The 17196-nt window shown below is 68.5% G+C and carries 14 protein-coding genes; 8 read left to right on the top strand and 6 right to left on the bottom strand.

Going from position 1 to position 17196, the window contains the following annotated elements:
* Positions 1 to 9: 9 nt before the first annotated feature.
* The 3 genes from fdxA to V5F77_RS02005 form a co-directional block, all read right to left on the bottom strand.
* The gene (gene fdxA, locus V5F77_RS02015; protein ID WP_429003625.1) at positions 10 to 345 is read right to left on the bottom strand and encodes a ferredoxin FdxA; all 336 of its coding nucleotides are present in this window, start codon (positions 343 to 345) and stop codon (positions 10 to 12) included.
* 86 nt (positions 346 to 431) lie between these two features.
* Complete coding sequence (locus tag V5F77_RS02010) at positions 432 to 740, bottom strand: RNA-binding S4 domain-containing protein (protein ID WP_429003691.1); 309 nt, start codon at positions 738 to 740, stop codon at positions 432 to 434.
* Between the two features lie 15 nt (positions 741 to 755).
* Entirely contained in the window at positions 756 to 4184 is a 3429-nt protein-coding gene (locus V5F77_RS02005) for a helicase-related protein (protein ID WP_429003624.1), read from the bottom strand.
* Positions 4185 to 4553: 369 nt separating this feature from the next.
* On the opposite strand from V5F77_RS02005, the gene V5F77_RS02000 reads away from it, so the two are divergent.
* From V5F77_RS02000 to metW, 3 genes are all read left to right on the top strand, one after another.
* A complete protein-coding gene (locus V5F77_RS02000; RefSeq protein ID WP_429003623.1) occupies positions 4554 to 4883 on the top strand; it encodes a hypothetical protein in 330 nt (109 codons plus the stop codon).
* Between the two features lie 91 nt (positions 4884 to 4974).
* Positions 4975 to 6186, top strand: coding sequence for a homoserine O-acetyltransferase MetX (metX, locus tag V5F77_RS01995; RefSeq protein WP_429003622.1), 1212 nt, complete (start codon positions 4975 to 4977; stop codon positions 6184 to 6186).
* A 7-nt stretch (positions 6187 to 6193) separates the two neighbouring features.
* Positions 6194 to 6847, top strand: a complete 654-nt coding sequence (gene metW / locus V5F77_RS01990) for a methionine biosynthesis protein MetW (RefSeq protein ID WP_429003621.1) — start codon at positions 6194 to 6196, stop codon at positions 6845 to 6847.
* Here the strand turns inward: metW and V5F77_RS01985 are convergent.
* On the bottom strand, positions 6777 to 7583 hold the full coding sequence (locus tag V5F77_RS01985; protein WP_429003620.1) for a class I SAM-dependent methyltransferase: 807 nt from the start codon (positions 7581 to 7583) through the stop codon (positions 6777 to 6779). The two genes, metW and V5F77_RS01985, sit on opposite strands and share 71 nt — an antisense overlap.
* A gap of 190 nt (positions 7584 to 7773) precedes the next feature.
* Here V5F77_RS01985 and gloB point away from each other — a divergent pair, with 190 nt between their 5' ends.
* Together gloB and V5F77_RS01975 are read left to right on the top strand one after the other, a co-directional pair.
* Positions 7774 to 8547, top strand: a complete 774-nt coding sequence (gene gloB, locus V5F77_RS01980) for a hydroxyacylglutathione hydrolase (protein ID WP_429003619.1) — start codon at positions 7774 to 7776, stop codon at positions 8545 to 8547.
* On the top strand, positions 8544 to 8981 hold the full coding sequence (locus V5F77_RS01975) for a cupin domain-containing protein (protein ID WP_429003618.1): 438 nt from the start codon (positions 8544 to 8546) through the stop codon (positions 8979 to 8981). The genes gloB and V5F77_RS01975 overlap by 4 nt, the downstream gene beginning before the upstream one ends.
* 58 nt (positions 8982 to 9039) lie before the next feature.
* Here V5F77_RS01975 and V5F77_RS01970 read toward each other — a convergent pair whose 3' ends face one another.
* Complete coding sequence (locus V5F77_RS01970) at positions 9040 to 9267, bottom strand: hypothetical protein (protein WP_429003617.1); 228 nt, start codon at positions 9265 to 9267, stop codon at positions 9040 to 9042.
* A gap of 289 nt (positions 9268 to 9556) precedes the next feature.
* Here V5F77_RS01970 and V5F77_RS01965 point away from each other — a divergent pair, with 289 nt between their 5' ends.
* Positions 9557 to 10498, top strand: coding sequence for a sulfotransferase domain-containing protein (locus V5F77_RS01965; protein WP_429003616.1), 942 nt, complete (start codon positions 9557 to 9559; stop codon positions 10496 to 10498).
* A gap of 266 nt (positions 10499 to 10764) precedes the next feature.
* Here the strand turns inward: V5F77_RS01965 and V5F77_RS01960 are convergent, their stop codons facing one another.
* Positions 10765 to 15597: an NAD-glutamate dehydrogenase gene (locus V5F77_RS01960; RefSeq protein WP_429003615.1), complete on the bottom strand. Its 4833-nt coding sequence runs from the start codon at positions 15595 to 15597 to the stop codon at positions 10765 to 10767.
* Between the two features lie 223 nt (positions 15598 to 15820).
* Between V5F77_RS01960 and V5F77_RS01955 the strand changes: the two genes are divergently transcribed.
* Together V5F77_RS01955 and V5F77_RS01950 are read left to right on the top strand one after the other, a co-directional pair.
* Positions 15821 to 16486, top strand: a complete 666-nt coding sequence (locus V5F77_RS01955; RefSeq protein ID WP_429003690.1) for a peroxidase-related enzyme — start codon at positions 15821 to 15823, stop codon at positions 16484 to 16486.
* Between the two features lie 60 nt (positions 16487 to 16546).
* Positions 16547 to 17107 (top strand): hypothetical protein, encoded by a 561-nt coding sequence (locus V5F77_RS01950; protein WP_429003614.1) that lies wholly within the window; start codon positions 16547 to 16549, stop codon positions 17105 to 17107.
* Positions 17108 to 17196: the final 89 nt, after the last annotated feature.

Genomic DNA, 17196 nt, shown 5'->3' with positions numbered 1-17196 from the left:
CGCAAGGGCTCAGTCGCCCTCGCCGGGCTCCGGGGAGAACAATTCTTCCTTGCCGGGCTTGCCGTCCCATTCCTTGGCGTCCGGCGGAGCGTCGCGCTTCAAGGTGATGTTGGGCCAGGTCTTGGCGTAATCGGCGTTCAGCGACAGCCATTTCTCCAGGCCTGGCTCGGTATCGGGCTTGATCGCCTCGGCTGGGCACTCGGGCTCGCACACCCCGCAATCGATGCATTCATCGGGGTGGATCACGAGCATGTTCTCGCCCTCGTAGAAACAGTCCACCGGGCACACGGACACGCAATCCATGTACTTACAGCGAATGCAGTTCTCGGTGACGACGTAGGTCATGGCTTGTCCCTTTCGCGCGTCGCACTACTCCAGCGCGGCGCAGCACGCAAGCGAGGCAAAGTCCCGCACACATGCTTTTTACTTTTTCAGGCTGTTATTTCGTCAAATAGCTCACTGGCGGATGTAGCATCTCCGCGCCGCTCGATAAAGGCGCGTACGCGCAGCACGCGCACGCCGTGATCGAGGGCCACGGTCACCACCTGGCCCTCGCGCACGCCATAGCCCGCGCTCAGCACGCGGGAGCCGTCGATGCGGACATGGCCGGCCCGCACCAGCCCGGCCGCGTCGCTGCGCGCGCGGACCACCCGGGCATTCCACAGCCAGCGGTCGATGCGCTGGCGCTGGGGGGCGCCGGGCGCGGGGAAATCCCCGCCCGGCGCGTCGTGATCGTGCAGATCGTCCTTGGCCACTCAGCCGCCTTTCTTGTCCGCCTCCATGCGCGCCTTCAAGGCGGCAAGTGCGGCGAACGGACTGTCGGGGTCGGCCGGCTTCTCGCGACGGCGGTCCGAATGGACCTGCACCCGCTCGGGGCGCGGGGTGCGGGGCGCATCGCCTTCGCGCGGCGGGCCGCTGCGGAACGGACGATCGTTGCGCGGCGGACGCTGGCCCTGGCGCTCACCTTGCCGCTCGTTCTGCCGCTCGGCGGGGGCTGCGCCCTCGGCCGCGGGCGCGGCGGCGACTTCAGGCCCACCCTCGCGCGGACGGTCGAAGCGGCGATTGGGGGGACGGCCCTCGCGCCGCTCACCCTCGCGGCGTTCGCCGCCGGACCGCTGGCCCTCGCGCTGGCCTTCCCGCTGACCTTGGCCTTCGCGGGCGCCATGCTGGGGCCGCTCGCGGCGCGGTGCGCCGGGCGGACGGCCGGGCCGCCACACTTCGATCAGGGCTGGCTCGCCGGTGACTTCGGCGATCGCCGCTTCCATGGCTTCACCGGTGATCTCGGCGGTGGCCTCGGCACCGGTCGCGGCATCCTCGGCGGCCGGCAGTTCGCTGCTGGCAACCGCGTCGACGATCTCCGCCTCGGTCTCCGGGGACGGGCTGGCCTCGGCGGTCTCCTCGGCGGGCGCGTCGACGGCTTCCACCTCGACGACCTCTGCCTCGATCCCCTCTGCCTCAATCACCTCGGCCTCAGTCACCTGGGCTTCGTCTGTCGCGGGCGCGGCGGCATCGGCGGTCATTTCGGCCGGGGCGTCCTGAACCGGGGCGTCCTGAACGGTGTCGGTCGCGGCCTCCGCCGCTGGCGATGTGGCCTCGTCGCCGCTGGTCTCATCGGGGCCGAACAGCAGGTCGGCCTCGATGGCGCCTTCCGGCGCCGGGGCCAGCTCAAGGGCGGGGTCGGCCACGGGCGCCGCGGGTGTCTCGGCCTCGGCCGGCGGGGCCTCGCGCTTCTCCATGCGATAGCCGAGCGAGCGCAGGATGGAGGCGAAATCCTCTCCCGAGCAGCCCGCCAGCGAGGTCATGCCCACGGTGACGGTGAACCCGCGCCCGTCGACCGCACCCGGCGGCTTGGGGCCGGGGGAATTGGGCCGCCAGGCCAGCGCCGGGCGAATCAGGTCGGCGAGGCGCTCCAGAATGTCCACGCGCACGGCCCGTTCGCCGCACACGCGGAAGCCGACGGCGCGATACAGGCTCTTGTGGATCTCATGATCCACAGGAATGGAGGTGCGACCGCTGGCGGCGAGATGGGGCAGTTCGTCGAGCCCCTTCTGCGCAAGGCCGCCGTGCTTCAAGGCGAACAATTCCGCCGCAAGTGCGCGCGGCGCCGGCTTCAGCAGGCCGGGCAGATAGATGTGATGGGCGCCGAATCGCACGCCATAGCCGCGCAAGGTGGCGCGGGCGGCCTGGTCGAGGGTCTTCATCTCCTCGGCCACGCGGCTGCGTTCCAGCACGCCGAGCGCCTCGACGATCTGGAACGCGATGCCGCGCCCGATGCCGGTGATGTCCTCGGCCTCGCCCAGCTTCAGCAGCGGGCCGAGCAGCTTTTCCACATGGGCCTTCAGCCAAAGCGCGAGGCGGGCTTCCACCTGCTCGCGGGCCGGGCCGGTGAGGTGCTCGTCGGAAATGACCTTGAAGCGCGGCTTCAGGACCTCGTCGCCGGGAATCAGCTTGGCGATCGGCTCGCCGGTCCAGCGGATGGTGCCGTCGGCGGTGAGCACGAAGGCTTCGTCCACCGCCTGGCCCACGCGGGTGGCGCGCGCCTCGATCTCTCCCGCGAGCGCCTTCTGGGCGGCAGCCCGCAGCGCTTTCGCTTCCTCTCCCCCGGCGGCCGGGTCGGGTGCGAACTGGAATCCCTGGAGGTGGCCGATCACATGGCCCTCCACTTTAACATCGCCGGTCTTGCTGATCTCAGTCTCGAGCATCGTATTCTCTCGCAGGCGTCGCATGAGCACGCTGGTCCTTCGATCCACGAACCGCTGCGCCAGCCGTTCGTGCAATGCGTCGGAAAGCTTGTCTTCGACCCCTCTTGTGACGCCTTGCCAGTGCTCCGGATCCGTGAGCCAGTCGGGGCGGTTGGCAACGAAGGTGAGTGTCCGCACCTGCGCGATCCGTCTCGACAGCGTGTCGATGTCTCCTTCCGCGCGATCGGTCAAGGCGATTTGACGTGCGAACCATTCATCGGGGAGTCTTCCGCCATCTCCGACATGGCCGAAAATGGTGGAAACCAGCTCCGCATGGGCACCGGGAGAGATCTTGCGATAGTCCGGCACCTGGCATGCGTCCCAGAGCCGCGCGATGGCGGCAGCATTGGTGGCGCGTGCCGCTACGTCCGCGTCCTTGCTCATGATTTCGAGCACTTGCACGTCGTCCGCCGTCGGCGCGCGGGTCAAACCCTCCTCGCGCGGGGGGACCGAAAGGCTCTCCATCAAGGATTTGAGGGAGGTGAAATCCGGCACCGCGTTGCGCCATTGCAACACTTTTGCCGTGTCAAAAACATGACTTTCCAGTCGCTCCACCAATTCCTGATCGAGCGGCGCGCAGCGGCCGGTGGTGCCGAAGGTGCCGTCGCGGGTAGCGCGGCCGGCGCGGCCGGCGATCTGCGCCATCTCGGCCGGGTTCAGGCGGCGGAATTGCCAGCCGTCGAACTTGCGATCGGAGGCGAAGGCCACATGGTCCACATCCAGATTGAGGCCCATGCCGATGGCGTCGGTGGCCACCAGATAATCCACCTCGCCGCTCTGGTAGAGTTCCACCTGGGCGTTGCGGGTGCGCGGAGACAGCGCACCCATCACCACCGCCGCACCGCCGCGCTGGCGGCGGATCAATTCCGCGATCGCATAGACCTCCTCCGCCGAGAAGGCGACGATGGCCGAGCGCGGCGGCAGACGGGTGATCTTCTTTTCGCCGGCGAAGGAGAGCGTGGACAGGCGCGGCCGCACCGAGACCGTGACGCCGGGCAAGAGCTTTTCCACAAGCGGCCGCATGGTGGCCGAGCCGAGCAGCAGGGTTTCGAACCGCCCGCGCCGGTTCAGCAGGCGGTTGGTGAACACGTGGCCGCGATCGAGGTCGCAGGCGATCTGAATTTCGTCGATGGCGACGAACGCCACGTCGAGATCGCGCGGCATGGCCTCGATGGTGGCCACCCAATAGCGCGGATGGGGCGGCTTGATCTTTTCCTCGCCGGTGACAAGCGCCACCTGCTCCGGCCCGACCCGCTCGACGATGCGCTGATAGACCTCGCGCGCCAGCAGGCGCAGCGGCAGGCCGATCAGCCCGCTCTCATGCCCGAGCATGCGCTCGATGGCGAGATGGGTCTTGCCGGTATTGGTCGGCCCGAGCACCGCGGTCACGCCCCGCGCCCGGATCGAGCGCGGCAAGACGGCCAGCTTCGTCACATCGTCCATCAGCGCGCGGGGTCCGCAGATCTTCAGGGAAAGGTTCTCGACGGCAAGGCCCTTGAGGCAGGGCTCTGTACCATATCGGGGCAGGAAGGCCAGGATGCTACCCCGCAGGGGAACATGGGCGGAACAAAGGCCGAGCGAATCGCTGACACGGCGCCGATGCCGTTTCGTTCTCCCTTCCGGCCCGCGTCCCGGATCGGGATCGCGCCGGCGAGCGGGAGAACGAACCCGGATGAAACCGGGACCGAATCGGCAAGCGTGGCAGATGCGCCTTTTGTTCACGGGTATGAGGGAACCGCTGCCGCGCCGCCCGTGTTATGGCAAGAACCAGACGCCCCGCGTGTGTCGGGGCCGCGTCGGTGGGAGGAAAATATGCGCAGCGCCCTGTCGAAGACCCCGGTCCTGGCCGCAGGCCTGGTCCTGACCAGCCTGGTCCTGGGCGGCGGCCTTGCCCCGGCGTTCGCCCAGGGCCAGCCCCTGGACGTGCGCCCGGCGCCGCAGGCCACAGTGCCCGGCAGCGCCACCGATACCACCGGCAGCGTGCGCACCCCCGCCCCCTCCACGGGGGCGGCCCCGCTCTCGCCGCGCGGTGCGCCGCAGGGCATCAGCGAAGTGCCGGTGGAACCCAGCCCCGCGATCAATCCCGGTCGCAACGCGCTCGGCTGCCCCGATTTGGACCCGCTCTGCCAGAACAGCCGCTGACCCGTCGTCTGCGTGCGCCGCGCGACGCGCGTGGCTTCACGCCTGCGTGCGCGTGCTTGACACAGGCAAGGGGGCGTCGCTTCTAGGGGAAATGGAAAATCTGGCCGAACCAACGGCTCCAACCACGGAAGCGGAAGACGCCCTCGCCCGCCGCGAAGCCGACCAGCCGCACTCCCCTGTGGTGCGGTTCGGGCGGGATCGCCCGCTGCGGCTCGATGCCGGGGTGTCCCTCGACCATCTGCAGATCGCCTACCAGACCTATGGCGAGCCCAATGCCGCGCGCACCAATGCGGTGCTGGTGTGCCACGCCCTGACCGGCGACCAGCATGCCGCCAATGCCAATCCCGTCACCGGCAAGCCCGGCTGGTGGGAGACCCTGGTCGGCCCCGGCAGGCCGATCGACACCGAGCGGTTCTACGTCATCTGCGCCAACGTGCTGGGCGGCTGCATGGGCACCACCGGGCCGGCCTCGCTGAACCCGGCCACCGGCCAGCCCTACGGCCTCGACCTGCCGGTGGTGACGATCCGCGACATGGTGAACGCCCAGGCCATGCTGCTCGATCATCTCGGCATCGAGCGCCTGTTCTGCGTCGCCGGCGGCTCCATGGGGGGCATGCAGGTGCTGCAATGGGCGGCGAGCTATCCCGAGCGGGTGTTCGCGGCCCTGCCGATCGCCACCGCCGCGCGCCATTCGGCACAGAACATCGCCTTCCACGAGGTCGGGCGCCAAGCGGTGATGGCCGATCCCGAATGGGCCGGCGGCCATTATCTCAAGCAGGGCCATACGCCCCATCGCGGCCTCGCGGTGGCGCGCATGGCGGCGCACATCACCTACATGTCGGACCAGGCCCTGCATCGCAAATTCGGCCGCCGCCTGCAGAACCGGGTGCTGCCCACGTTCGGCTTCGACGCCGATTTCCAGGTGGAGAGCTATCTGCGCCACCAGGGGGAATCGTTCGTCCAGCGGTTCGATCCCAATTCCTATCTCTATGTCACGCGGGCCATGGATTATTTCGATCTCGCGGCGGATTACGACGGCGTGCTGGCCAATGCCTTCCGGGGTTCCAAGACACGCTTCTGCGTCGCCTCGTTCACCTCCGACTGGCTGTTCCCCACCGAGGACAGCCGCGCCATCGTGCATGCGCTGAACGCCTCGGGCGCGAGCGTCTCGTTCACCGAGATCGACAGCGACAAGGGCCATGACGCCTTTCTGCTGCATGAGCCGGAATTGTTCGCCATCGCCCACGGCTTCCTCGACAGCGCCGCCAAGGCCGCCGGCCTGCCGGCCGCGCGCAGCCGGTGAGGGCGACATGGCGGTGAGGGAAGCGGTGCAGGACGAACCGGCGGTGCGCTTCTCCTCGGTGCGCGTCGACCTGATGGTGATCGCCGACATGGTGGCGCCGGGGTCGCGGGTGCTTGACGTCGGCTCCGGCGACGGCGCGCTGCTGGACCTGCTGGCCACCGTGCGCGGCTGCGACGCGCGGGGTATCGAACTGTCGCGCGAGGGGGTGAATGCCGGGGTGGCGCGCGGTCTCTCGGTGGTGCAGGGCGACGCCGACGTGGACCTTGCCCATTATCCCGACGACGCGTTCGACTATGTGATCCTCTCACAGACCCTGCAGGCGACCCGCCGCCCGCGCTGGGTGATGGAGCAGATGCTGCGCATCGGCCGGCGCGCCATCGTCTCGTTTCCGAATTTCGGCCACTGGCGCTCGCGCTTCGACCTGCTGCTCTACGGGCGCATGCCGATCACCGACAACATGCCTTATTCCTGGTACGACACGCCCAATATCCATTTTTGCACCATCCGCGACTTCGTCGCCTTGGTGGAGGTGCTGGACGCGCGCATGGAAAAGGCGGTGGCGCTGGATTCCTCCGGCCACCCGGTGCGCTTCAACATGCCGTGGTGGGTGTGGAACCTGCTGGGGGAGCAGGCGGTGTTCCTGCTGAGCCGGAACGATTGAGCCTCATTCGTCCCGCCGGCACCCCCTGGCCGAACACCGGGTCCAGCATGGGCGCGAGGGCGGGGCGCTTGATCGCGGCCGGGCGGTAGAGCTGCTTTGTCGCCTCCACCACATGGACCCCGGCGAACGGCAGGGAGAGCCGGCCGCCGACCCGTTCCCAGGCCACCGCCGTGCGCAGCAGCCAATTGTTGGAGACGGGCGGAAAATATAGCGCCTCGTCCCAGCCCGACGGGGTGAACAGGGCTTCGCGCAGCAGCCGCACCACCTGCCCGCGCGAGAACGGGCGGCCATTGCCGAACGGGGTGGTATCGAGCCGGGCCCAGACTCCGCGCCGGTTGGGCACCACAGCCAGCAGCCGCCCGCCGGGCGCCAGCACGCGCCAGACCTCGCGCAGCATCTCGGCCGCGTCGGGCGTCATCTCCAGCAGGTGCACCGCCACCACGCGGTCGATGGACGCATTGGGGAGCGGCAAGGCGGTCTCGTCCGCGAGGGCCGCGAGGGTGGGCGCGGCGGAGGGCCAGCGCACCACGCCCTGCGCCGCCGGCATGATGGCGATGCAGCGTTCCGCCTCGCCCCGGAACACCCCGAGATAGGGCGTCGCATAGCCGATGCCGAGGACCGAGAGGCCTTGCACATTGTTGAACCGGGCGCGCACGGCGCGGCTGACCAGCCGACGCGTCACAACCCCCAGTGGCTGGGCGTAGAAACTGCGCAGATCCACGACATCGAGATACATGGTACCCCTTTCAAGATCGCTTCTTATAGCATGGCGGCACGCGGCGCTGACGCTGCGACCATCCGGCCGGCTTGCCCTCACCAGTAGGCGTGATACTCAGGTGCAAGCTCCCGCGCAGGTTCAACGAACGTGCCGCGCAGGTTCAGCGAATGCCCCGCGCGGGCTCTTTGACGCAGGGAGGACGCCACCCATGTCGGCCGAAATCCGGATCATCCCCTGCCTGAGCGACAATTACGCCGTGCTCCTGCATGATCCCGCCACCGAGGCGACGGCGGTGATCGATGCGCCGGAGGCGACACCGATCCTTGAGGCGCTGGATCGCGAGGGCTGGCACCTCACCCATATCCTGGTCACCCACCATCATGCGGACCATGTGGATGGCGTGCTGGCGCTGAAGGCGCAGTTCGGCGCCACGGTGGTCGGCCCCAAGCGCGAGGCGGCGGGCATCCCCGGCATCGACGTGGAGGTGGTGGACGGCGACCCGGTGGCCGTCGGCTCGCTGATCAGCCGGGTGATGGAGACGCCGGGCCATACCGCCGGGCACATCGTCTATCTGTTCGAGGGCGAGCGGCTGCTGTTCGCCGGCGACACGCTGTTCATCATGGGCTGCGGCCGGCCGATCGAATGCGACCCGCCGGTGCTCTGGCATTCCCTGGTGCGCCTGCGCATGCTGCCGGACGATCTCGCGGTCTATTGCGGGCACGAATACACCGTCGCCAACGGCAAGTTCGCGCTCTCCGTCGATCCGGAGAACGGCGCGCTGCTGGGCCGGGTGGGCGAGGCGGAGGCCGCCCGCAAGGAGGGGCGCCCGACCATCCCCGCCCTGCTGGGCGACGAGAAGCTGACCAACCCGTTTCTGCGCGCCGACGATCCGGCCATGGCCGAGCGGCTGGGCCTTGGGGAATCGGACCCCTCGGCGGTGTTCACCGAGTTGCGCGCCCGCAAGAATGTGTTCCGGGGATGAGCGGCGCCGTTGCCGCCCTGTCGGCGGCCGAGGTGATCGCCGCTCTGGGTCTCCAGCCCCATCCCGAGGGCGGCCATTTTCGCGAGACCTTCCGCGAAACCGCGCCGGACGGCGGGCGCGGCGCCTCCACCGCCATCTATTTCCTGCTGGCGGCGGGCGAACGCTCCCATTGGCACCGGGTGGATGCGAGCGAGGTGTGGCACTGGCATGCCGGAGCGCCGCTGACCCTCTCCATCGCCTCACCCGGCGGCCCGGTCCGCCATCTGCGCCTGGGGGCGAACCTTGGCACGGGCGAACGGCCGCAGGGCGTGGTGCCGCCCGGCCACTGGCAGGCGGCCGAAAGCCTGGGGGCCTGGACGCTGGTGGGATGCACGGTGGCGCCGGCGTTCGATTTCGCCGGGTTCGAACTGGCTCCCTCCGGCTTCACGCCCTGAACCTGGCCCGGCCCCCTTGCCGGTGGGCCGGCTTGGGGAGGGTTGAGACGTCGAGTGGTCAGTCGCGCTGGAAATGTCCGGGCGTGAATACCCACACCACGAGCCCCTTGATCTCCCATTTCGGCGGAACCCAGCGGGGGCTGAGGGGGGCGGAGGCCTCCGCCTGCACCTGTCTGTGAGGCTTGGCCTTTGCGGTGGCGGGAGCGGTCGCGCCGTCCTGCGCCGCCAGGGCGGCACCGCAATATGTCGCGAGAAGCACCGGTAAGGCTGCGCGCGGTATCTTCATGTTCAGGTCTCCCAAGATCCAGCAAAGGGCGATATGACGTAACGTCAATCTTCCGTAAGGTGCTGTTTCCAAAGCCTCGACTGTTCCCCGAGGCGTGCTGGCGATCATAGGCGCGCAGGACACCGAGAAAGTTTTGTAAAAATAGCGCGGGGCGCCTCCCATACCTCCTGAACTTTACGCTAAGATTACAGCCCGTTCACTCATTCGTGTGGTCACGCGCGAAAATGTGTGCACGTCCACTTTGCGCCGGCGGGACGCTCCCGCCCGGTGCAGCCAACGGGGATGCACGATGGGAAAGTTCGCGCAGAAGATGGAGCGCGCCTGGGCTGTCCTTCGCTGGAGATATCTCCAGACGGGCGCCTTTCCCTACCATGAGCGCAGCTTTCTCGGGCGCATCGGCAATTGGGACGACAAGGGGATGCGGCCCCTCGTCATTGTGCAGTCGCATCGCCGCTCGGGCACGCATTTCCTGATCGACGAAATCCGCGCGCGCTTCCCCGTGGCGCGGGAGTGGATGCACCTCGACGGTGACTTCTTCGCCCGTCTGATGCACCTGCCGGTGGTCATCAAGAGCCACGATGCGTTCTATGGCGAGAAGCTGAAGGAGCGCCGGCCGTGGCATTCCTACATGCACTGGGTGGCGGCAAGCTCGCTCTACAGCAATGCCAAGCACGTCTATATCGTGCGCAATCCGCGCGACGTGCTGCGCTCGCAATTCTATTTCGACCTGAAGGGGCACGAGCCGGGCTACCGCATCGATCCCGAAACCGATTTCGCCACGTATGTGAAGTCGACCTCCGCCCGCGACCCCGCAGGCAAGCTCAATCAGATCGGCTATTGGTGCGCCCATGTGAAGGCGTGGCACGAGCGGCCCGAGGCGCATCTGCTGCGCTATGAGGATCTCCTCGCCCAGCCGCAGGTGGAGATGGAGCGCCTTTCGGACTATCTCGGCCTGGAACTGCTGAAGCCGCGCACGGTGAAAAGCTCCGCCATCGGCCGCAAGACCACGGAACGGCGTTCCAAGGAGAAACAGGCGGTCTGGGGGCCGGAGCAGGAGCGGCTGCTGGAAGTCGAACTGGCGCGGCATGGCCTGCCGGACTTCGGCTATGGCATCGCCGCGCCCGCACCCGCGATCCGCACCACCCCGGTGGAACCGGAGGGGCGCAAAGGCGCGCGGCCTTTTCCGCGCGGCGCGCGTCCCGTGTCCAGCCCTGACTCCGTCCTGACCTGATTTCTGTCCTGACCTGATTTCCGTCCCGATCTCGCGCTGGCCGTCGCGCGGCCAAGGGGGCGCAACCAAGGGGCGCGTGGCCAAGGGCGCGCGACGCAGGACGCGGCGAGCGGGGCAGGCGGAACGCGCAGGCAGCCAGGAAAAAGGCGGCCGGACCGGCCGCCTTTCGTGTCATCGCCTTTGCAGCGTCGCCTTTGCAGCGTCGCCTTTGCAGCGTCGCCTTTGCAGCGTCGCCTTTGCAGCGTCGTCTGCCGCGCCTTTGCAGGTCAGGCGCGGACCAGATCGCCCAGCAGGTTTGCCGTCAGCGTCACCTTGGACAGGCTGAAGCCCGAGGCGAGGATGTCCTGCACCGTGGCGCGGGTGCGATCGATCTCCTTGCGGCGGCGTTGGACATAGGCCTCCACCCCCTCTTCGCCCGAGCCGGTGGCGAGGATTTCCCCGGTCACCTGTCGCACGAAGGCTTCGATCTGACCCAGCGCCCGGTCGAGGGCGAGGCGGTCGTAATAGTCCGGCGCCGTGATGGTCCGCGCCGCCCCGACGATTTCGTCCACCGCGAAATAGCGCCCGGCGGCGAAGAAGGTCGTGGCGGCATCCTCGATCGACCGGCCGGTGGTCTGCGACAGCACGGCGATGTCGGAGGCGGCGGAGAGCGCGCGCAGCAGGGCGATGCGGCGGGCGAGATCTTCCGGCACGCGCTTTTCCACCAGCGCCGCGGTCTGCCGCGCGCCGGCCAGGCGCCAGGCTTCCGGCAGGCTGGAATCGAGCGCGGCGGCGACCGCCGCGATGGCGCCGCGATAGCGCGCCACCACCGCATCGAGCCCGGTGCCGAGGTCCACATTGCGCAGGAACCATACCGTGCGGCTGAGCGCGAGATCCTGCACCTCGGCATAGAGCTGCAATTGCACCGCGCCGTCGATCTGGTTGTCGAGGACATCGATGGCGGCGTTCAGCTCGGTCAGGCCGAAACTATCGCGCACCGCCGCATAGGCGCGCACCACGCTCGCCGCATCCATGCCGGTATGGTCGCTGATGCGCGCGATGCAGGCCGGGCCACCCTGGTTGATGATGGCATTGGCAAGCCCGGTGGCGATGATCTCCCGCCGCAGGCGATGGCTTGTGATGGCATTCGGGAAGCGCTGCTCGATGGCGGTGGGGAAATAATGTTCCAGCTCTTCCGCGAGATAGGCGTCGTCCGGCACGTCCGAGCCGAGCAGCTCGGAATAGAGCGAGATCTTGGCATAGGCCAGGAGCACCGCCAGTTCCGGCCGGGTCAGCGCCTCGCCCCGCGCGCGGCGTTCCTGGATCTCGGCGTCGGAGGGCAGGAATTCCACCCCGCGATCCAGTTCGCCCCGCAGTTCCAGCATTTGCATCAGCCGCTGCTGGAACGCGAGGTCGCCGACCCCGCGCCGTTCGGCGAGCGAGATTGCCAGCGTCTGCAGATAATTGTTCCGCAGCACCAGCAGGCCGACCTCCTGGGTCATCTCGCCCAGCAGGGCGGCCCGGTCGGGCGGGGAGAGCAGGCCTTCGGCCACCGGAGTCGACAGCGCGATCTTGATGTTCACCTCCACGTCGGAGGTATTCACGCCGGCGGAATTGTCGATGGCGTCGGTATTGAGCCGCACGCCGTGGCGCGCCGCCTCGATGCGGCCGCGCTGGGTCATGCCGAGATTGGCGCCTTCGCCCACCACCTTCACCCGCAAGTCGCGCGCGGCGATGCGGATCGGATCATTGGCGCGGTCGCCGGCCTGGGCGTCGGTTTCGCTCGCGGCGCGCACATAGGTGCCGATGCCGCCGAACCAGAGCAGATCGGCCTTGGCCTTGAGGATGGCGCTCATCACCTCGGTGGGCGTCGCCTCCAGCTTGTCGAGCCCGAGCACGGCGCGGGCCTGCTCCGACAGGGGGATGCGCTTGGCGGTGCGGGGATAGATGCCGCCGCCCGGGGAGATCAGGGCCGGATCGTAATCGGCCCAGCTTGAGCGGGGCAGGGCGAACAGGCGCGCGCGCTCCGCGTGGGAGGCGGCGGGATCGGGCTCGGGATCGAGGAAGATGTGGCGATGGTCGAACGCCGCCACCAGCTTCAGCGCGCTGGAGAGCAGCATGCCGTTGCCGAACACGTCGCCGGACATGTCGCCGACGCCCACCACGGTGATCGGCGTGGTCTGGATGTCCACGTCGATTTCGCGGAAGTGGCGCTTCACCGCTTCCCAGGCGCCGCGGGCGGTGATGCCCATGGCCTTGTGGTCGTAGCCCACCGAGCCGCCGGAGGCGAAGGCGTCGTCGAGCCAGAAGCCGTGTTCCTGCGACAGGCCGTTGGCGATGTCGGAGAAGGTGGCGGTGCCCTTGTCGGCCGCGACCACGAGATAGGGATCGTCGCCGTCGACGCGCACGGTCAGCGGCGGGTGCACCACCTCGCCGCCCTTGAGATTGTCGGTGATTTCCAGCAGAGCGGTGACGAAGATCTTGTAGGCGGCGATGCCTTCCGCCTGGATCGCGTCGCGCGAGCCGCCGATGGGCAGGTGCTTGGGCACGAAGCCGCCCTTGGCGCCCACCGGCACGATGACCGCATTCTTCACCTGCTGCGCCTTCACCAGGCCGAGCACCTCGGTGCGGAAATCCTGCGGCCGGTCGGACCAGCGCAGGCCGCCGCGCGCCACATGGCCGAAGCGCAGATGCACGCCTTCGACCCGGGGCGAATAGACGAACACCTCATACATGGGCCGGGGCAGGGGGAGCCCCTCCACCTTGGCACTGTCGTATTTGATGGCGATGGCGCCCTTGGGCCGGCCGTCCCCATCCACCTGATAGAAGGTGGTGCGCAGCGCCGCGTCCACGAGATTGACGAAGCGGCGCAGGATGCGGTCCTCGTCGAGCGAGGACACGTCGGCGAGGGCCGCCTCGATCTCCTCGCGCGGCGGCGCGGCACGGGCGGCGCGGGCCTGCGGGCTCGCATCGAGGCGCGGATCGAATGAGGTGTGGAACAACTGGACGATCCGGGCAGCCACGTCCGCGTGGTTGATCAGCGTGGTCCACAGATAGTCCTGGGAATAGGGAATGCCGGCCTGCCGGAGATAACGGGCCAGCGCACGGGCGAGCGCGACGTCGCGCCAGCCGAGGCCGGTGTCGAGCACCAAGGCGTTGAAGCCGTCGTTCTCCGCCTCGCCGCGCAGCACGGCGGTGAGCAGATCTTCCAGCCGGGCGGCCGAGCCGGACACCTCGATGGTGCCGGCATCCACCCGTTCCAGGGTCATTTCATGCAGCCAGGAGCGGCGCACCTCGGTGTCGGCGCCGCACACCGGCTCGATATGATAGGTGCGCTCGTTGATCGCCTTGAGGCCCATGTTCTCCAGCATCGGCACGCGCTCGGAGAGCGGGAGCGGCCGGCCGAAGGAGAGCAGGCGCAGCGAGATGCGGTTCGCGGGGTCGCCCGGGCGGCGGTAGAAGTCGAGCGCGATCGGCCGCTCGGGGGAGAGCCGCTCCAGCCGCTCGATGTCGGCGACGGCGGTCTCGATCCCGTAGGCGGCGATGTAGCCGGCGTCGAACGCATCGCCGTAGCGCTCGAACAGCAGGCCGGCATCGCTGACGCCCGGCGCCTCGCGCAGCGCCTGGCGCAGGCGGTCGCTCCAGGAGAGCACGTCCTCGGCCACGGCGGCTTCCAGCGCGAAGCGATCCACCTCCGGCGTGCGGCCTTCGCGCCGGCCGATGATGTAATGCACGCGGGTCAGCGGCACATCCGAGAGGAAGGAAGGCGAGGCGGCCGAGACGTGTCCGCCGAAGGCGGCGGCGAGGCGTGCGCCGATCTTGTCGCGCAGCGCCGCGTCGAAGCGCTCGCGCGGCACATAGACCAGAACCGAGACGAAGCGATCGAACGCATCCACCCGCGGCAGCACCCGCACGCGCGGGCGGTCGTAGAGCGAGAGGATGTCGCGGGCGAACACCAACAGGGTGGTCGGGTCGATCTGGAACAGGTCGTCGCGCGGATAGGTTTCGAGCACGGTGCCGAGCGCCTTGCCCGAATGGCTCTCGCGGTCGAGCCCGGCCTCTTCCACCACCATCTCCACCTTGCGGCGCAGATAGGGGATCTGGCGGACCGAGTCGGTATAGGCGGTGGCGGTGAACAGGCCGATGATGCGCAACTCGCCCAAAAGGCGGCCATCGTCGGCATGCAGCTTCACGCCGACATAATCCAGGAACGCGCGGCGGTGCACCCGCGAGCGCAGCGAGGATTTGGTGACGATCAGCGGCAACGGGCCGGCGAGGAACTGGCGGATTTCCGGCGTCGTCACCACCGCTTCCTCGCCGAGGCGCAATTCGTGCACCTCGCGGTCGCGCAGGATGCCGAGGCCCTCCTCGGCGACTTCCAGGCCGCCGTCGGCGGCAAGCGCATAGCGGCGCACGCCGATGAAGATGAAATCGTCGCTGGCCAGCCAGTCGATGAAATCGGCGGCTTCCTTGCGCTCTTCCTTGGAATAGGGCTGCGACTTGCGGCGGAAGCCTTCCGCCGCCTGCCGCACTTCGGCACGCATGGCCTGGAAATCGGCATTGGCGGCGCGCACGTCGGCGAGCGTCTTGTCGAGCGCGGCCTTGAGCGTCTCGCGCCCCTCGGCGGTTTCCAGCGCCTGGATATGTATGTGGATCAGGCTTTCGCGGGCGGAGCGCTTGCGGCCCTGGGAGAGGTCGGTCTCGATGCCGGTGGCCACGCCATCGCCATTGCGCTCGACGGCGAAGATGGGATGGGTAACGAACTTCGGCTCGAAATTCCCGTCGGCCAGTTCGCCGGCGATCGAATCGAACAGGAAGGCCATATCCTCATTGACGGTCTCGACCACCGTGATGGCGGGCGCGCCGGACCATTGGGGATTGAACACCCGCACGTCGTGCTGTCCCGGCACGCGGCCGGAGAGATGGGCATGGGCTTCGCGGCACAATTGCGCCAGGGCTTCCGGGAGCAGGGTTTCCACGTCCTCCGGGGCAGCGCCGGCGAGCAGGGCACGGGCGAAAAAATCGGGCACCGGGCCGCCGGCAAGCAGCGCCACGGTTTCGTCGATGCGCGCCTGGGCGGTGAAACCAAGCTCTGAACCTTGAAATCCTAGGACGTTCATGGCCTCTCCCCTTCAGCCCCGCCCGAAGTGTGGGGCCTGTCGTCCTCAGATCGGACGTTCTGACTGTGGGTTTCGCTCAGAGCCGCGACGGAACGATGACGGGGATCTCTATCTAAGGGGGAGCAGGATGACCGCGCCGAAGAGCACAGGCAAGCCCAAGAAATTAAAGTCAAAGTCTGCTGAAAATGCAGGCGCGCCCAAGACCGGGGCAGTCCAGGCCGCCATGCAGGCCGTGGCGCGCGCCGCGACCACCGTCGCCGCCAAGGCCAAGGCCGGGCCCGCGCGGAAGCCCGCCGCCGTGAAGGCACCGCCGGCCCGGCCGGCCGACGATGCGCCGCTGATCGCGCTCGACCTGCCGCCAGCCCCTCTCGATCCCGGGAACCAGGCCTATTTCGACAAGTGCATGGAGAAGCTCGGCTTCGTGCCGAACGTTCTGGCGGCCTACAGTTTCGACATGGCCAAGCTGAATGCGTTCGCCGGCATATATAACGACCTCATGCTGGCGCCCTCCGGCCTCTCGAAGCTGGAGCGGGAGATGATCGCGGTGGCGGTATCGAGCGTGAACCGCTGTTATTACTGCCTGACCGCCCATGGCGCGGCGGTGCGGGCGCTTTCGGGCGATCCGATCCTGGGCGAGCAGATGGTGATGAATTATCGCGCCGCGCGCCTGGAGCCGCGCCAACGGGGCATGCTGGACTTCGCCGTCAAGCTGACCGAGCGGCCCCACGAAGTGGAAGAGGCGGACCGCGAGGGCCTGCGGAAGCTGGGCTTTTCCGAGCGGGACATCTGGGACATCGCGGCGGTGACGGGGTTCTTCAACATGTCGAACCGCATTGCCGGCGGCGTCGATATGCGGCCGAACCCGGCCTACCACAGCCAGTCGCGCTGAGGGTATCGCGCAGCGCCGGCCCTTGCGTTATATTCTTAGGAATATAATTTGAAGGTCGGCATGCGCTATTTCTCCCTGCGCGGGTTCCACCCGCGTCGTTCTTCCCGGACCCGCCTCGGCGCCGCCGGGGTCTTCGCGCTGCTCGCGCTGGGCGCGGGTCCCGGCGCGGCCCTCACCGTCGAGGGGGAGGGTTGCGCGGGCGGCGCGTGGCCGCTCGATCGGGCACGCGCCGCCCTCGACGGCGCGACCGAGCGGGCCGTCAGCGGCGCGCGGCTGCCGGCGGCGGAAGCGGCGGTCATTCTCCAGCTCGTGCCGCTCAAGGAGGCGGGGTTGCCCTATCCGCCGACCCGCCTGCCGGCGGACGGCGGGACCTTTGCCGGCTTCCTGCTCGTGCCGGCGCCGCCTGCCTCCGGGCGGCTGGAGGTGAGCCTGTCGCAAGGCGGCTGGATCGATCTGATGCAGGACGGCAAAAGCCTGACCCCCGTCGCCTTCACCGGGGTGCGCGGATGCCCCGGCCTGCGCAAGAGCGTGCGGTTCGACGTCGCGCCGACGCCCTTGGTGCTACAGCTCTCGGGGGTAGCGGGGGACCACGTGATCGTGGCCGTTTCGTCGGTCCCGTAACCTGGATCCATGCGATCCACAGGGCGCTTCACGGCTGAGACTTTTGGCGCAGCTTATTCCTATTGACGGCAGCCAAGCTCACCGTGCTA

The organism is Roseixanthobacter psychrophilus, from assembly GCF_043195195.1.
Taxonomy (GTDB): Bacteria; Pseudomonadota; Alphaproteobacteria; order Rhizobiales; family Xanthobacteraceae; genus NCEH01.
The sequence above is the reverse complement of the archived record's forward strand: the minus strand, read 5'-3'. Positions and strand labels throughout refer to the sequence as shown.

Excerpts from the sequence above, each read along its gene's own strand:
- fdxA (WP_429003625.1), bottom strand. The coding sequence starts at position 345 with ATGACCTACGTCGTCACCGAGAACTGCATTCGCTGTAAGTACATGGAT.
- V5F77_RS02005 (WP_429003624.1), bottom strand. The coding sequence starts at position 4,184 with ATGGACGATGTGACGAAGCTGGCCGTCTTGCCGCGCTCGATCCGGGCG.
- V5F77_RS02000 (WP_429003623.1), top strand. The coding sequence starts at position 4,554 with ATGCGCAGCGCCCTGTCGAAGACCCCGGTCCTGGCCGCAGGCCTGGTC.
- metX (WP_429003622.1), top strand. The coding sequence starts at position 4,975 with ATGGAAAATCTGGCCGAACCAACGGCTCCAACCACGGAAGCGGAAGAC.
- metW (WP_429003621.1), top strand. The coding sequence starts at position 6,194 with ATGGCGGTGAGGGAAGCGGTGCAGGACGAACCGGCGGTGCGCTTCTCC.
- V5F77_RS01985 (WP_429003620.1), bottom strand. The coding sequence starts at position 7,583 with ATGTATCTCGATGTCGTGGATCTGCGCAGTTTCTACGCCCAGCCACTG.
- gloB (WP_429003619.1), top strand. The coding sequence starts at position 7,774 with ATGTCGGCCGAAATCCGGATCATCCCCTGCCTGAGCGACAATTACGCC.
- V5F77_RS01975 (WP_429003618.1), top strand. The coding sequence starts at position 8,544 with ATGAGCGGCGCCGTTGCCGCCCTGTCGGCGGCCGAGGTGATCGCCGCT.
- V5F77_RS01970 (WP_429003617.1), bottom strand. The coding sequence starts at position 9,267 with ATGAAGATACCGCGCGCAGCCTTACCGGTGCTTCTCGCGACATATTGC.
- V5F77_RS01965 (WP_429003616.1), top strand. The coding sequence starts at position 9,557 with ATGGGAAAGTTCGCGCAGAAGATGGAGCGCGCCTGGGCTGTCCTTCGC.
- V5F77_RS01960 (WP_429003615.1), bottom strand. The coding sequence starts at position 15,597 with ATGAACGTCCTAGGATTTCAAGGTTCAGAGCTTGGTTTCACCGCCCAG.
- V5F77_RS01955 (WP_429003690.1), top strand. The coding sequence starts at position 15,821 with ATGCAGGCCGTGGCGCGCGCCGCGACCACCGTCGCCGCCAAGGCCAAG.
- V5F77_RS01950 (WP_429003614.1), top strand. The coding sequence starts at position 16,547 with ATGCGCTATTTCTCCCTGCGCGGGTTCCACCCGCGTCGTTCTTCCCGG.